This window comes from Actinokineospora alba, from assembly GCF_004362515.1.
GTDB classification, from domain to species: Bacteria; Actinomycetota; Actinomycetes; order Mycobacteriales; family Pseudonocardiaceae; genus Actinokineospora; species Actinokineospora alba.
On record NZ_SNXU01000001.1, the window covers coordinates 7,223,748 to 7,238,838 of the forward strand.

The 15,091-nt window shown below is 69.5% G+C and carries 16 protein-coding genes; 3 read left to right on the top strand and 13 right to left on the bottom strand.

What is annotated here, in order from left to right:
• Nucleotides 1–55 precede the first annotated feature (55 nt).
• The 12 genes from C8E96_RS32695 to C8E96_RS32755 all read right to left on the bottom strand — a co-directional run bounded on the left by C8E96_RS32695 (nt 56) and on the right by C8E96_RS32755 (nt 12,610).
• The gene (locus C8E96_RS32695) at nt 56–904 is read right to left on the bottom strand and encodes a helix-turn-helix transcriptional regulator (RefSeq protein WP_091371095.1); all 849 of its coding nucleotides are present in this window, start codon (nt 902–904) and stop codon (nt 56–58) included.
• A 57-nt stretch (nt 905–961) separates the two neighbouring features.
• Nucleotides 962–1,399: a tetratricopeptide repeat protein gene (locus C8E96_RS32700; RefSeq protein WP_091371093.1), complete on the bottom strand. Its 438-nt coding sequence runs from the start codon at nt 1,397–1,399 to the stop codon at nt 962–964.
• A gap of 2 nt (nt 1,400–1,401) precedes the next feature.
• Nucleotides 1,402–2,193 carry a 4-hydroxy-tetrahydrodipicolinate reductase gene (dapB, locus tag C8E96_RS32705; protein ID WP_267463842.1) on the bottom strand — a complete coding sequence of 264 codons (792 nt, stop codon included), beginning with the start codon at nt 2,191–2,193 and terminating at the stop codon, nt 1,402–1,404.
• A complete protein-coding gene (locus C8E96_RS32710) occupies nt 2,190–3,554 on the bottom strand; it encodes a M16 family metallopeptidase (protein WP_091371451.1) in 1,365 nt (454 codons plus the stop codon). The genes dapB and C8E96_RS32710 overlap by 4 nt, the downstream gene beginning before the upstream one ends.
• Nucleotides 3,555–3,586: 32 nt before the next feature.
• A complete protein-coding gene (locus C8E96_RS32715) occupies nt 3,587–5,827 on the bottom strand; it encodes a polyribonucleotide nucleotidyltransferase (RefSeq protein WP_091371091.1) in 2,241 nt (746 codons plus the stop codon).
• Nucleotides 5,828–6,083: 256 nt separating this feature from the next.
• Nucleotides 6,084–6,353, bottom strand: coding sequence for a 30S ribosomal protein S15 (rpsO, locus tag C8E96_RS32720; RefSeq protein ID WP_091371089.1), 270 nt, complete (start codon nt 6,351–6,353; stop codon nt 6,084–6,086).
• Nucleotides 6,354–6,458: 105 nt separating this feature from the next.
• On the bottom strand, nt 6,459–6,956 hold the full coding sequence (locus C8E96_RS32725) for a 2'-5' RNA ligase family protein (RefSeq protein WP_091371086.1): 498 nt from the start codon (nt 6,954–6,956) through the stop codon (nt 6,459–6,461).
• Nucleotides 6,953–7,423, bottom strand: a complete 471-nt coding sequence (locus tag C8E96_RS32730; protein ID WP_091371084.1) for a helix-turn-helix domain-containing protein — start codon at nt 7,421–7,423, stop codon at nt 6,953–6,955. The genes C8E96_RS32725 and C8E96_RS32730 overlap by 4 nt, the downstream gene beginning before the upstream one ends.
• A gap of 70 nt (nt 7,424–7,493) precedes the next feature.
• On the bottom strand, nt 7,494–8,444 hold the full coding sequence (locus C8E96_RS32735) for a bifunctional riboflavin kinase/FAD synthetase (protein WP_091371082.1): 951 nt from the start codon (nt 8,442–8,444) through the stop codon (nt 7,494–7,496).
• A 529-nt stretch (nt 8,445–8,973) separates the two neighbouring features.
• A complete protein-coding gene (truB, locus tag C8E96_RS32745) occupies nt 8,974–9,882 on the bottom strand; it encodes a tRNA pseudouridine(55) synthase TruB (protein WP_091371080.1) in 909 nt (302 codons plus the stop codon).
• Between the two features lie 11 nt (nt 9,883–9,893).
• On the bottom strand, nt 9,894–11,222 hold the full coding sequence (locus C8E96_RS32750; protein WP_091371078.1) for an MFS transporter: 1,329 nt from the start codon (nt 11,220–11,222) through the stop codon (nt 9,894–9,896).
• A 95-nt stretch (nt 11,223–11,317) separates the two neighbouring features.
• Nucleotides 11,318–12,610, bottom strand: coding sequence for an MATE family efflux transporter (locus tag C8E96_RS32755; RefSeq protein ID WP_091371075.1), 1,293 nt, complete (start codon nt 12,608–12,610; stop codon nt 11,318–11,320).
• A 65-nt stretch (nt 12,611–12,675) separates the two neighbouring features.
• On the opposite strand from C8E96_RS32755, the gene C8E96_RS32760 reads away from it, so the two are divergent.
• From C8E96_RS32760 to C8E96_RS32770, 3 genes are all read left to right on the top strand, one after another.
• Nucleotides 12,676–13,191: a CGNR zinc finger domain-containing protein gene (locus C8E96_RS32760; protein WP_091371073.1), complete on the top strand. Its 516-nt coding sequence runs from the start codon at nt 12,676–12,678 to the stop codon at nt 13,189–13,191.
• Nucleotides 13,192–13,258: 67 nt separating this feature from the next.
• A complete protein-coding gene (locus C8E96_RS32765; RefSeq protein WP_133794939.1) occupies nt 13,259–13,450 on the top strand; it encodes a hypothetical protein in 192 nt (63 codons plus the stop codon).
• Nucleotides 13,451–13,604: 154 nt separating this feature from the next.
• Entirely contained in the window at nt 13,605–13,919 is a 315-nt protein-coding gene (locus tag C8E96_RS32770; protein WP_091371071.1) for a hypothetical protein, read from the top strand.
• 54 nt (nt 13,920–13,973) lie between these two features.
• Here the strand turns inward: C8E96_RS32770 and C8E96_RS32775 are convergent, their stop codons facing one another.
• The gene (locus C8E96_RS32775) at nt 13,974–15,074 is read right to left on the bottom strand and encodes an ABC transporter ATP-binding protein (RefSeq protein WP_091371069.1); all 1,101 of its coding nucleotides are present in this window, start codon (nt 15,072–15,074) and stop codon (nt 13,974–13,976) included.
• Nucleotides 15,075–15,091 lie beyond the last annotated feature (17 nt).

Genomic DNA, 15,091 nt, shown 5'->3' on the forward strand with positions numbered 1-15,091 from the left:
CGAGAGGAAACCAGCATCACCTCACGGCTTTCCAGTAACCAGCCCTCTGCTCTGCCTACCCCTGAGAGTGCCAGGCCGGCCGCCCCAACAGCCGAAACGCCGCCGCCGACCCGCTCCCCGGCTCGGCGCTGTACATCAGCACCCGGTGCGCGGAGTCGTCCGGAAGTTGGAAGACCTCGAACTGGAGGTCCATCCGCCCGACGGTCGGGTGGGCGAAGACCTTGGTGCCGGACGTGCAGTTGAGCACCGGGTGCCGCGACCAGAGTGCGGAGAACCGGGTGCTCTTCATGGAAAGCTCACCGATCAGTTCGGCCAGGTGGCGGTCGTCGGGATGGCGGCCGGCGACCAGGCGCAGCGACGCCACCGAGCGTTTGGTCTCCTCTTCCCAGTGCGGGAACAGCTCGCGGGTGTGCGGGTCGAGGAAGAGCATCCGGGTCAGGTTCGGCCGGGTGTCCACCGAAGCGGGACTCTCCAGGGCGTAGTGGCTTGCCAGCAGCTCATGCCCCAGCGCGTTCCAGGCCAGCACATCACTACACCGATCCATCGCGACGGCCGCGACCCCGTCCATCGCGGCGATCAACTGCACGACACCCGACCGAGCCGCCTCCGGCCGCACCGCGCGCCGCTTGCGCCGAGTGGGGCGCGCGACATCGCGGAGGTGCGCGGTCTCGTCGTCGTCAAGCCGCAGCGCGCGGGCGATGGCGTCGAGCACGTCGTCGGAGGCGTTCTGGCTCTGCCCCTGCTCAAGGCGGGTGTAGTAGGTGATGCTGACGCCGGCCAACTGCGCCAACTCCTCGCGCCGCAACCCGGGCACCCGGCGTGCGCCGAACGAGGTCAGGCCGACGTCGGCGGGAGTCAGCCGGGCTCGGCGGGTGCGGAGGAAGTCACCCAGTTCGGTGCTCATGGGCCCAGTATCCCGGCCGTTCGGGCACTGAGCCTGCCCCTGTCAGTGCCACCCCGCTCAGGGAGCCAGTTCGAGGGCCTTGCGCATGGTTTCCCGGGCCCGGCCGCGGTCGCCCGCGACGTCGTAGGCCACCGCCAACCGGTACCAACAGCGCCAGTCGTCCGGGGAGGCCTCGACCTCCGCGCGGCGTTCCTCGAACCAGGCGTCCGCCGCGGCGCGGTCTACGCGGCCTGACGGCATGCGTGGCAGGTCCGAGGTGTCCGGGAGGCCGTCCTCGGCCTGCAAACGCTTGCCCAGCTCCGACGTGCGCATCCCGAACCGGATCGTCGACCACGCCACCCACGCGCCCACGATCGGCAGCAGTAGGACGCCGACGCCGAAGGCCACGGCCAGCGGTGAGCCGTCGCGGAACAGGGCGACTGCCCGGCCGCCGAGCAGGACGAAGTACAGGACCAGGACGGCGGTCAGGATCAGCGAAACCGTGCGCGCGGACACGGCTAGAGGTCGAGCAGGTTCTCGAGGCCCACGACGAGACCCGAGTGGTCGAGGATGGCCCGCACGCCGTGCAGCACGCCCGGCATGAAGGACTTGCGGTCGAGCGAGTCGTGCCGGATGGTCAGCGTCTCGCCTTCGCCGCCGAAGAGGACTTCCTGGTGGGCGACAAGGCCGCCGAGGCGCACGGAGTGCACGCGGATGTCGTCGACCATGGCGCCGCGGGCGCCGTCCGGGTCGTGCGTGGTGGCGTCCGGGATCGCCTTCATGCCCGCCGCCTCGCGGGCCTGCGCGACCAGGCGGGCGGTGTGCGCGGCCGTACCGGAAGGGGCGTCGGCCTTGCGGTTGTGGTGCAGTTCGATGATCTCGACGGTGTCGTAGTACTTCGCGGCGAGCTGGGCGAAGCGCATCGACAACACCGCACCGAGGGCGAAGTTCGGGGCGAGGAGCACGCCGAGTTCCGGCTTGGGCTCCAGCCACTGCCTGACCGTGGCGATCTTCTCGTCGCCGAAGCCGCTGGTGCCGACGACGGCGCGGATGTCCTGGTCGATGCAGAACCGCAGGTTGTCCATCACCACGTCGGGGTGGGTGAAGTCGACGACGACCTCGGCGCCCGCGTCGGCGATGTCGAACATCCAGTCGCCGGTGTCGACCATGGCGACGACTTCCATGTCACCGGCCGCTTCCACGGCCCGGCACACTTCAGCACCCATCCTGCCGCGCGCACCAAGCACGCCAACGCGGATCGGGTTGTCCTCCGTCCTCGCGGACTGAGCGGAGTCGGCAGTGCTGCTCACTTGTTCACCTCGTGCAACTCGACGGGAACGTCGTCGGCGTGATCGTAAGGGCCGACCACAGCCGCGGCGAGCGGCCGGGTCAGCAGTTCGCGGGCGAGCTTCGCCACGTCCTCGGCGGTGACCGCCGCGATGCGGTCCAGGGTCTGCTCGACCGACAGGTAGTCGGCGTACGCCAACTCGCCCTTGCCGATGCGCGACATGCGCGAGCTGGTGTCTTCCAAGCCCAGGACCATGCCGCCGCGGAGCTGCCCCTTGCCGCGGGCGACTTCCTCGTCGGTGAACCCGTCCTTGGCGACCTGGCCGAGCACGTCGCGGATGACGTTGGCGACCTCGCCGAGCCGCTCGGGCTGGCATCCCGTGTAGACGGACAGGTGGCCGGTGTCGGCATAGGACGCCACCGACGAGTACACCTGGTACGCCAGCCCGCGCCGCTCCCGGACTTCCTGGAACAGCCGCGAACTCATGCCGCCACCCAGCGCCGCGTTGAGCACGCTGAGGGTGAAGCGGCGGTCGTCGTGGCGGTCGATCGCGCGCACGCCGAGCATCATGTGAACCTGCTCGGTGTCGTCGGTGTGCAGCACCAGCCGCGACGAGTTGCCGATGCGGGCGCGGCCCGTGCGCGGGGCGACCGGCGACTTGTCGCCGGTCAGCCGCTCACGCAAAGCCTTGCGCACCAAGGAAAGCACCTGGGTGTGGGTGACGTTGCCCGCGACCGCGAGCACCATCTTCGGCATCGTGTAGCGACGCCGGTAGAACCCGTTGAGCGCCGAGCGGGTCATCCCCGTGATCGACTGCTCTGACCCCAGCACCGGCCGCCCCAGCGGGTGGTCGGCGAGCAGGGCGCTGCAGAACGCGTCGTGCAGCAGGTCTTCCGGGTCGTCGTCGCGCATGGCGATCTCTTCGAGGACGACGCCCCGTTCGGTCTCCACGTCCGCCTCGGTGCACAACGCGTCGAAGACGACGTCGGACACCAGGTCCATGGCCAGCGGCAGGTCCTCGTCGAGGACGTGCGCGTAGTAGCAGGTGTGCTCTTTCGCGGTGAACGCGTTGAGCTCGCCGCCGACGGCGTCGATCTCCTCGGCGATCTGCGCGGCCGTGCGCTTCGCGGTTCCCTTGAACAGCAAGTGTTCCAGGTAGTGCGCGGCACCGGCGACAGCGTTCGGCTCGTCGCGCGAGCCGACCTGCACCCAGATGCCGACCGACGCGCTGCGCAGACCGGGCACCCGCTCGGTGATCACCCGCAGGCCGCCGGGCAGCAGCGTGCGCTTGACCTCGGCGTCGGGGGTGTTCTCCAGGGTGACCGTGCTGCCGGGCTTCTGCAGGTGGCCTTGGACCTTTGCGGAACGGCCGCGAGCGCTCAGAAGAGCACTCGCGGCCGCCGTGGAGCCTTTACTCACTGGGCGGGAGCCGCCTCGACAGTCTCGGCGGGCGCGTCAGCCGGCGCGGCTTCGGCGTCTTCGCCGACGACGACCAGGCTGATCTTGCCGCGCTGGTCGATGTCGGCGATCTCCACGCGGAGCTTGTCGCCGACCTTGACGACATCCTCCACCTTGTTGATGCGCTTGCCGTTGCCCAGCTTGGAGATGTGGACCAAGCCGTCCTTGCCCGGGAGCAGGGACACGAAGGCGCCGAACGCGGCGGTCTTGACCACCGTGCCCAGGAACCGCTCGCCCACCTTCGGCATCTGCGGGTTCGCGATGGCGTTGATCATGCCGATCGCCGCCTCGGCGGACGGGCCGTCCGCGGCACCGACGTAGATCGTGCCGTCATCCTCGATGGAGATGTCGGCGCCGGTCTGCTCGGTGATCGAGTTGATCATCTTGCCCTTCGGGCCGATGACCTCGCCGATCTTGTCGACCGGGATCTTCACGCTGGTGACGCGCGGGCTGTACGGCGACATCTCGTCCGGGCCGTCGATCGCCTCGGCCATGACCTCGAGGATCGTGTACCGGGCGTCCTTGGCCTGGTCGAGCGCCTTGGCCAGCACGTCGGACGGGATGCCGTCGAGCTTGGTGTCGAGCTGCAGCGCGGTGACGAACTGCTTGGTGCCCGCGACCTTGAAGTCCATGTCACCGAAGGCGTCCTCGGCACCGAGGATGTCGGTCAGCGCGACGTACTCCGTCTTGCCGTCGACCTCGTCGGACACCAGGCCCATGGCGATACCCGACACGGGGGCCTTCAGCGGCACACCGGCGTTGAGCAGCGACAGGGTGGACGCGCAGACCGAGCCCATCGAGGTCGAGCCGTTGGAGCTCAGGGCCTCGGAGACCTGGCGGATCGCGTAGGGGAACTCGTCGCGCTTGGGGAGAACGGGCATGAGCGCCCGCTCGGCCAGCGCGCCGTGGCCGATCTCGCGGCGCTTCGGCGAACCGACGCGACCGGTCTCACCGGTGGAGAACGGCGGGAAGTTGTAGTGGTGCATGTAGCGCTTGTGCGTCTCGGGGGACAGCGAGTCGATCTGCTGTTCCAAGCGCAGCATGTTCAGCGTGGTGACACCCAGGATCTGGGTCTCGCCGCGCTCGAACAGCGCCGAGCCGTGGGCGCGCGGGATGAGCGCGACCTCGGCGGACAGGCCGCGGATGTCGGTCAGGCCGCGGCCGTCGATGCGGACCTTGTCGCGCAGGATGCGCTGGCGGACCAGCTTCTTGTTCAGCGAGCGGAACGCCGCGCCGATCTCCTTCTCGCGACCCTCGAAGGCACCGCCGGTGACGGCGCCGACCTTCTCCAGGCACAGGGCCTTGACCTCGTCGATGCGGAGCTCGCGCTCCTGCTTGCCACCGATGGTCAGCGCCTGCGCGAGCTCGTCGCTCACGGCCGCCGCGACGGCGTCGTAGGCGTCGGGCTGGTAGGCCGGGTAGGTCGGGAACTCACCGGTCGCCTTGGCGGCGTTGGCGGCGAGCTCGGCCTGCGCGTCACACAGGACCTTGATGAACGGCTTGGCGGCCTCGAGGCCCTGGGCGACGACCTCTTCGGTCGGCGCGGTGGCGCCCTCGGCGATCAGGTCGATCACGTTGTCGGTGGCCTCGGCCTCGACCATCATGATCGCGACGTCTTCATTGACCACGCGGCCGGCGACGACCATGTCGAACACGGCGGTCTTGAGCTGCTCGTAGGTCGGGAACGCGATCCACTGGTCCCCGACGAGCGCGACCCGGACAGCGCCGATGGGGCCCGAGAAGGGCAGCCCGGCGAGCTGGGTGGACGCCGACGCGGCGTTGATCGCCACGACGTCGTAGAGGTCCTGCGGGTTGAGCGACTGGACGGTGATGACGACCTGGATCTCGTTGCGGAGACCGTCGACGAACGACGGGCGCAGCGGGCGGTCGATGAGCCGGCAGGTGAGGACGGCGTCGGTGGACGGGCGGCCCTCACGGCGGAAGAACGCGCCGGGGATACGACCCACGGCGTACATGCGCTCTTCGACGTCCACGGTCAGCGGGAAGAAGTCGAAGTGCTCCTTCGGGTGCTTCGACGCGGTCGTCGCCGACAGCAGCATGGTCTCCTCGTCGAGGTAGGCCACGACACTGCCCGCGGCCTGTCGGGCCAGGCGGCCCGTCTCGAAGCGGATGGTGCGCGAGCCGTACTTGCCGTTATCGATGACAGCAGTCGACTCGTGCACGGTGTTTTCAGTCATGTATTCGGTACTCCTCGTATGCGAGCCAGCGCGCAACCCGAGCACGGGGTCGCGGTTCGGACGAGGCCGGTCTTCGATCGAAGTCCTCGGGGCCACACGACACTCCCTGTGTCGGTCGGCTGAACCCGGGAACCACTACCGAGGACCGGCGAACTTGGTCCCGTGGTGCGCGGCGTGCTGGCTCTGTTGTGTTCTGCGTCTTTGTTGAGTTTTGGGTGGGGGGAGTGACCGAATGGCCACTCCCCCCAAGGTCAAGCTATCGGCGCAGGCCGAGTCGCTGGATCAGCGACCGGTAGCGCTCGATGTCCACCTTCGTCAGGTAGTTGAGCAGCCGACGGCGACGGCCGACGAGCAGCAGCAGACCACGACGCGAGTGGTGGTCGTGCTTGTGCATCTTGAGGTGTTCGGTGAGGTCCTTGATGCGCTTGGTGAGAAGCGCGATCTGGGCCTCGGGTGATCCGGTGTCCGAGTCGTGCACGCCGTACTCGGTGAGGATCGTCTTCTTCTGGTCGGTGGACAGAGCCACTCGTCAACTCCTTGTTCGATGTCCCGTGTGGCCCGAGCTGGGAATTCTCACTCGGGTGAGTCGGTACCGGCCGCCACGGACTGCAGCCGGACCCAATCACCAAGGTTAGCAGGTAGGCCTCGGTTGCTCCGCGTGGAGCAGCCTGACCTGGCCGATCGGCGTGTAGACCGGCCCGCGCTCGCTGGTGAAGAGGACGAGTTCACTCGGGGTCCACTCGGGGCCGGTGTAGTCGTCGAGGCCCAGCTGGACCTGCTGGTCCTTGGGCCACCGGGCGATGGTCATGTGCGGGATGTAGTCCTCGGGGCTGCGACCGGCCGCCGCGACGAGCGCGGGGAGGGCGCCGTCGGCCTGGACTCCGATCCAGCCGACTCCGGGGAACGTTCCCGACCCGCGCAGCCTAAGGCGCGGCGCCGGAAGTGTCATGTCTATTTCCGCGAGGGCGGCGAGACGGGCGTCCAGGTCGTCGTCACCGTGGAAGACGACGGTGATGTGCCAGGTGTCTCGGTCGATCGATTTCACGCCCGCCGGAAGTTTCGGCAGGTGGTCGGCCAGGTGGTCGGCGACCGGGTCGGGCAGGGGGAACGCGGTGAAAAGCCTGGTCATATCCGCTTTCCGGCGTGCCGGAGCAGCTCGGCTAGTTCCGGGAACCGGCCGTCGAGCGCCGCGGCGGCCTCGGTGAGGTGGTCGGACGGGATGAGCCTGCGCAGCGCCATGATCGCGCTGCGGCCGACGTCGACGGGCAGGTTGTCCCTGGTCACGGCGGGCTTGGAGGCGCGGACGTCGTCGAGCGCGCGCTGCAGTGCCTCACGGCGGCCGGAGGCGACGTCGGGGGTGAGGATCTTGCGTTCGAGCATGATCAGGCGGGCGAGGACGGCCGGGTTGCCGATCTTGGCGCGGCGGCCGGACATGACCTGGCTCAGCATCGGCGCGCTGATGCCCAGCACGTCGGCGAGGCTGGCCTGGGAGACGTCGAAGGCGACCACGAGTCTGCGGACGCGGTCACCCAAGGGTTCGCCGTACCACTCCCGCTGCAGCGCGATGTTGCGCTGGACGATCTTGTGGTCTTCCACGTTCGCCTCTCTGTGGACGTCTGCCTGCGGTTATCTTGCCAGGCTCGCGCGACGCTCGTGGGCGAATCGGTTACTCGTTGTCAAGTAGCTCACGGGTGCGGGCGACGTCAAGGTGCATCTGCTCGACCAGGGCCTCCGACGACGGGTACTTCTCCATGGCGCGCAACCGCTCGACGAAGTCGATGGCGACGCGCTGCCCGTAGAAGTCCTCGTCGACGTCGAGCACGAAGGCCTCGACCCGGCGCTCGCGACCGGAGAAGGTCGGGTTGGTGCCGACGGACACCGCGGCGGTCAGCGGGCCGCGGTTGGCGCTGTTGAGCAGGGTGAACTGGCACGCGTAGACACCGTCGGCGGGCACGGCGGCGAAACGCGGGGTGGACAGGTTGGCCGTGGGGAAGCCGAGTTCGTGGCCCCGGCCGTCGCCGCGCACGACGATGCCCTCGAGCCGGTGTGGGCGACCCAGCGCGGCCTGCGCGGCCCGCACGTCGCCCGCGTCGATGCAGGCGCGGATGTAGGTGGAGGAGAAGGTGATCTCGCCGCTGGAGTCGGCGGTGACCAGCTTGGCGCCCTCGGTGGAGAACCCGAAGCGGTGGCCGAGCTTGGTCAGCAGCTCGACGTTGCCGAGCGCGCGGTTGCCGAAGGTGAAGTTCTCCCCCACCACGACGGCGGCGATGTGGAGGCGCTCGACGAGGACCTCGTGTACGAACTCCTCGGCGGTGACCTTGGACAACTCGGGAGTGAAGGGCAGGACACAGAGGGCGTCGACGCCGAGGCTCTCCACCAGTTCGGCCTTGCGGCGCAGCGTGGTGAGCTGGGCGGGGTGGCTGCCGGGACGGACCACTTCGGACGGGTGCGGGTCGAACGTCACCAGGACGCAGGGCAGACCCCGGTCACGGGCGATCTCGACCGCCCGGCTGATCAGCTCCTGGTGTCCGCGGTGCACACCGTCGAACACGCCGATGGTCGCCACACAGCGACCCCACCCGCTCGGAAGATCCTCAAGTCCGCGCCATCGCTGCACGGTTCCACCCTAGTGGCTCTTGATAACACCGCCACCGTGTCCCACCCCACCCGACACGATCGCGAGTCCCACGTTCCCGACAGTGAGTTCACCGTTCACGCCACGGGACTTGACCTGCCTACTTGGGGCGGCCGTCGAGACCTCTGCAGCACCTGCCATGCACCCGTGCGGCCACGACCGCCGACGCGCCGACCGCCATCGCCCGCAGCACCACCTGTCGAGCCAGGTAGAGCCCACCATCCTCGTCGGCGCCACCCGCACCGCCGAATGGCCGGCGGCTCGCCCTGCAGACCGGAGCCCAAGACCACTCCGCTGCGGGGAACATCTCGGGCCAGACCACTCCGGCGTAATCCCGCCGCTGCCACCTTCGGTGGGCCGCCTCCACCCGGTCTCTTCGCGCGCGCAGTCCACGCGCGCAAACCCCCACCCACCCTGGGGGGCTGCCCTTGTCCAGTTTATCGGGGATGGGGCTGCGAAGGGGAGTTGTCGATCTTCCTGTGGATAACCCGGCCAGCCTGTGGACCGGGGATCAAGGGACGTTCAGGACGACCAGGGCGCGGGACGTGGTGCCCTCGTCGACGCCCAGGGCCACGGCTTTGCCTGCCGGGTCGAAGATGCCGTACGTGCCTTCGATACCCGCCGCGGGGAGCTTGCGGCCGTGGGCCAGTGCGGCCGTCTCAGCCTTGCCCAGGTCGCGGCGGGGGAAGGCCGCGGCGACCGCGCCCTCCATATCCAACGACAGCGCCGGGTCGGTTTCCAGTTGCTCCAGCGTGCGCGCCAGGCGCAGGTCGAACGGGCCGACCCGGGTGCGGCGCAGCGCGGCCAGGTGGCCGCCGACGCCGAGGTCGGCGCCCAGGTCGCGGGCCAGGGCCCGCACATAGGTGCCGGAGGAGCAGTCGACCATCACGTCCAGGTCGATCCCGTTCTCGCTCCGCTGGGTGCCGAGCAGGTCGAAGCGGAACACCGTGACCGGGCGGGCCGGGATCTGGACGTCCTCCCCCGCGCGGACCCGGGCGTAGGCGCGCTTGCCGTCGATCTTGACCGCGCTCACCGAGCTGGGCACCTGCTCGATGGCGCCGGTCAACGCCGCGATGCCTGCCGCGATGGCCTCGTCGGTGACCGCCGCCAAGGCCGCCGGGTCCGGTTCGCCGAGGAACTCGCCCTCGGCGTCGTCGGTCGTCGTCCCCGCGCCGAGGCGGATGGTGGCCAGGTACGTCTTGCGGTCGAGGGCGAGGTGACCCAGCAGCTTGGTGGCCCGCTCGACCCCCAACACCAGGACGCCGGTCGCCATCGGGTCCAGCGTGCCGGCGTGGCCGACCTTGCGGGTGCCGATGATGCGGCGGACACGGGCGACGACGTCGTGCGAGGTCATCCCGGGTGCCTTGTCGACGACAAGGAGACCGGGGGCGACGGGCTGGCGCTGACTGGGGCGAGACACGAGCGGGAATCCTATGACGACGTTGAATCCGCGTGCGCCCGGATGTCCCAGGAGCGACGCTGAATCACAACTGGCACCGATTCGCCACGGGCGTCCGCGGCCAGGACGGCGGCCCGGGCGCGCCGCCACCAGACGCCCGTGCGCCACGCGCCGAAGAGCAGCATCACCGCTATGGCAAGGAAAGCGATGCGGAAGGCGGTCGCGTCGGCTTGGTCGGCGTCGCCGCCGAGCAGCAGTCCGATGGCGAGGGTGGTGACGGTGATCGCGAAGAAACCGCCGACGTTGACCACCCCGCTGGCCGTGCCGACCCGCACGATCGGGTTGTAGTCGCGGGCGAGCGCGAATCCGACGGCGGACAGCGGGCTGCCGATGGCGAGGAAGCCGAACGCGACGGTCACCAGCGGCGCCGGGACGACCCCGCCGGGCCAGCCGAGCAGCACCGCCCACACACCCACCGAAATGGCGATGTACGCCGCGACGATCGGCAGCCGCAACTCCGGCTTGCGGCCGGTGACCTCACCGATGACCGGACCGGTCACTCCAGCCATGACCACGAGCAGGCTCAGCACACCGCCCGCGGCGGCCTCCGACATGCCCTGCGCCTTGACCAGGTACGGGAACCCCCACAGCAGGCCGAGCACGGCGGGGGCGAACATCGTCGAGAAGTGGACCCAGAACCCCAGCCGGGTGCCGGGTGTCTGCCAGGCCCACCGGACCTGGTCGACCACTTCGGACAGGTTTGTCGCGGTCGACCGGTGGACCGGGGCGCCCTCGGGGGTGTCGCGCACCCGCCAAGCGACGATGGCGGCGTAGGCCATGGTGACCCCGCCGGTGACGGCGAAGGTCCAGACCCAGCCCGCGTGCGCCAGGGCGAAGGTCAGCGGGACGGTCGAGGCGAGGTTGCCGACGGTGCCCATCGCGGCGGTGATGGCGGTGACCGTGGCGTAGCGGCGCGGCGGGTAGTAGGCGGCGACGAGGCGCAGGACGCTGACGAAGGTCATCGCGTCGCCCAGGCCGAGCACGCCTCGCGCGGCGAGGGCGATGCCGTAGGACGGGGCGAGGGCGAACAGGAGTTGACCGAGTCCGATGAGGACGGCCGCCGCGGTCAGGATTCGGCGCGGGCCGAAGCGGTCGACGAGCAGGCCGGTGGGGATCTGCATGGCGGCGTAGACGCCGATCTGCAGGACGGTGAACACGCCGAGGGCGGCAGGCCCGATGTCGAAACGGTCTGTGGCCTGCAGTCCCGCCACACCGAGGGAGGTGCGGTTCAACACCGCCAGCAGGTAGACCGTGGCCGCGGTTGCCCAGATCACCAGCGCGGTGCGCGTGGTGCCCGACACGGCGGCTCTCCCCTCTTCGCGAAGTGGTCTCTACCAGTGTGTCCTTCTGAACCGAAAGATTGTTAGCCTAGCTAACCGTGTTCTCGGTCACAGTCCTAAGTGGACGCTCCGACGACGGCCCACCGGCCCGCCCGGACGCGGACCAGGATCGTGGCCAGACGGATCACCATGAACAGGCTCAGACCGGTCCAGATGCCGACCAGGCCCCAGCCCAGCACGTGCGAGATCCAGACGAGCGGGAGGAATCCGACGATCGCGGAGGCGAGCGTCGCGGTGCGCAGGAAACGCGCGTCACCCGCGCCGAGGAGCACACCGTCGAGCGCGAACACGACGCCCGCGATCGGCTGCAGGGCGACGAAGAACCACCAGGCGTGCGGGATCTCTTGCAGGACAACGGAATCCGTCGTGAATGCGCGGGGCAGCGGGCCCGCGAGCGCGGCGAAGACAATGCCGAGCGCTGCACCGAAGACGAGCCCGTAACCGGTGAGCTTGCGCGCGAGAACCTTGGCGCGCTTGTCATCCCCGGCCCCGAGCGCCGCGCCCACCAGGGCCTGCGCGGCGATGGCGAGCGAGTCGAGGACCAGGGCGAGGAATGTCCACAGCTGCAGCACGACCTGGTGCGCGCCGACCGCGCCGACGGACGTCCGGGCGGCGACCGCGGCGGCGGAGACGAAACAGGCCTGGAAGGCGAGGCTGCGCAGGATGAGGTCGCGGCCGAGGACCAGCTGGGCGCGCATGATCGTGAGGTGCGGCTTGCGTTCCACCCGTTCGGACAGGAGCGCGCGCAGGAACAGCGCGCCTGCCAGGAGCTGTCCGGCGACGTTGGCGACGGCCGAGCCGTCGAGGCCCCAGTCGAGCCCGTGGACCAGGAACGGGCAGAGGACGGCGGATGTGGCGTTGCCCGCGAGGACGTAGCGCAGGGGTCGACCGGTGTCCTGGACGCCGCGCATCCAGCCGTTGCCCGCGAGGGTCACCAGGATCATCGGGACACCGAGCAGGGCGATGCGCAGCCACCCGGTGGCCGCGTCCGCGAGGTCGCCCGGCCCGGCCAGCGCGCGGGCGATGGGACCGGCCAGGAGCTGGCCGACACCGATGATGACGATGCCGACGGCGAGCGCCAGCCAGGTGGCCTGGATGCCCTCGGCCACCGCGTCGGCCCGTCTGCCGGCGCCGTGGAGCCGGGCGGCGCGGGCGGTGGTGCCGTAGGACAGGAAGGTCAACTGGGTCGAGAGCTGGGCGAGGACGATCGCCCCGACCCCCAGGGCCCCGAGTTCCATGGCGCCGAGGTGGCCGACGACGGCGGTGTCGACGAGGAGGTAGAGCGGCTCGGCGGCCAGCACCGGCAGCGCGGGCAGGGCGAGACGCAGCACTTGACGCAGGTCACCCATGGTCCACCGTCCGGGTAAGGTGTGAGAACGTGTTTCGCACCTGACAGTAGCCGTAAGGACCGTCCATGGACAACGCTGATTACCTAGACGTCGCCCTCCGGCTCGCCAACGCCGACCTGGACGACCTGTCCGGGCTGCGGGCGGCGCTGCACGACGAACCTTGGTGGTCCTCGCGTGCGACCTCCTCGGACGTCACCTCCCTCCGCGCGGTCGCCGCGACAATCCGCGCCACGCTGGACGCGGCGGTGCGTGGGGATGGGGAGGCGGTGCTCGCGTCGGTGAACGGACTGCTCGCGGCACACCCGCCGCGGCCCCGGGTCTCGGGCCACGGGTCGGGTGGGTGGCACATCCACGTAGCCGACCCGGACGCCTCCCCCGCCACGGAGGCGGCTGCCGCTTCGGCTTGGGGGCTGGCCCAGGCGATCGTGCGACACCCGCTGAGCCGGTGGGGACACTGCGCGGCGGAGGGGTGCGGGAACTACTACTTGGACAGCTCGACCAACCAGGCGAAGCGCTTCTGCTCGCCACGGTGTGCGAACCGGGTGCATGTGGCGGCGTTCCGATCGCGACACCGGGGATAGGTGGCCTGTTACAAAACAGGGTCGGCCGACGACTCCCAGTGACACGACGTCACGAGGAGACTTGATGATGGACGAGCACGCCCCAGCCTGGCCGGTGTCCGAAATGGATGGCACGGTGATCGACGCGACCATCGCCACTGTCGTCCCCATCGAACAAGTCGGCGCCCATAGGGGATCTCACGGCGTGGGAACGGGTTCGCATGGCGATCCGACGGTTCAGCAAGGCTCTGCAGGGCTTGGTGGAGAACGCCGCGAATGAAGGCGATGCCCGTCCGCTGATCACCGATTCGCGGTAAGGCTTTCGGTTTCGCCAACTACGACAAGCCCGGCTTCATCGAGGTCGGGCTCTGAACCCAGAAGCTCGGGGTCACGTGCGCTAGGTCCGAACGTACGCCGCAGGGGGTGTCGAGTGGATGATCCTCGCCAGCGGCCTCCCGGTCGTGCTCGACCTCGCCATGGAGGTCGACCTGCTCGGCCCCGACACCTTGACCGTCAAGGCCGACCACCTCTTCGCCATCTCCAAAGAGGCGATCAAGCGCCGCTATCTCGACGACTTGTGGCGGGCCAAAGCCGCCACCTCGCCCCGTTCCCTGTCGGCCATCGTCCTTTCCGAACCGGTGGTCGACGCCGTTCGCAAGGAGCTTCGGAAGCGGACCGGCCACAGTTGTGACGCCGACGAACTCACCCGCCTGTTGGGCGCCGAGGTAATCCGGGCCGACATCTCCTGAAAACGCGTGAGTCCCCGGTTCCGGGGCACCGGAACCGGGGACTCACCACCGCGACTAGTCCGGCAGACGCTCGCCGGTCACCGCGTCGAACAGGTGGACCGCGCCCGGGACGGGGGCCAGGGCCAGCTTCTCCCCCGGCCGCCACGGGGACATTCCGGGCGTGCGCACGGTGATCGAGTGCGGTGCGTCCGGGGAGTCCGTGGGGTCGATCTGCGGGGTGGCCGCCGAGCAGTACAGGTACTGGTCGCTTCCCAGTTCCTCCACCACGTCCACCGTCGCGTCGATGCCCTCGGCCACAATGGTCCAGCCCTCGGGGCGGACGCCGACGACGACCTTCTCCGACGTCAGTTCCGCGCGCTGGGCCGGGGTCAGCGGGATCGGACGACCACCGACCGTCGCGCTCTCGCCGATGACCGTGGACGGGATCAGGTTCATCGCGGGCGAGCCGATGAACCCGGCGACGAACAGGTTGGCGGGCCTGCCGAACAGGCCGACGGGAGTGTCGCACTGCTGCAGCACGCCGTCCTTGAGCACCGCCACCCGGTCGCCCATGGTCATGGCCTCGACCTGGTCGTGGGTGACGTAGATCGTCGTGACACCCAGCCGCCGCTGCAGGGACGCGATCTGGGTGCGAGTCTGCACGCGCAGCTTCGCGTCCAAGTTGGACAGTGGTTCGTCCATGCAGAAGACCTGCGGGCGACGCACGATCGCCCGGCCCATGGCCACTCGCTGGCGTTGGCCACCCGAGAGCTTGGCGGGCTTGCGGTCCAGGTACGGCGTCAGGTCGAGCAGTTCCGCGGCCTCACGGATGCGCTCCTCCCGCTCCGACTTGGCCATCTTCGAGATCTTCAGGTGGAAGCCGATGTTCTCCGCCACCGTCATGTGCGGGTACAGCGCGTAGTTCTGGAACACCATCGCGATGTCCCGGTCCTTCGGCGGCAGGTTCGTGACGTCGCGCGACCCGATGCGGATCGCTCCCCCGTCCACGCCCTCGAGTCCCGCGAGCATCCGCAGCGTCGTCGACTTGCCGCAGCCCGACGGGCCGACCAGCACGAGAAACTCGCCGTCCTCGACCTCCAGGTCGAGGTTGTCCACCGCGGGTTGCGGATTGCCCGCGTAATACCTCGTGGTGGAGTCGTAGGTGACCGTTGCCATTTCTCTCCCTAGTGGAC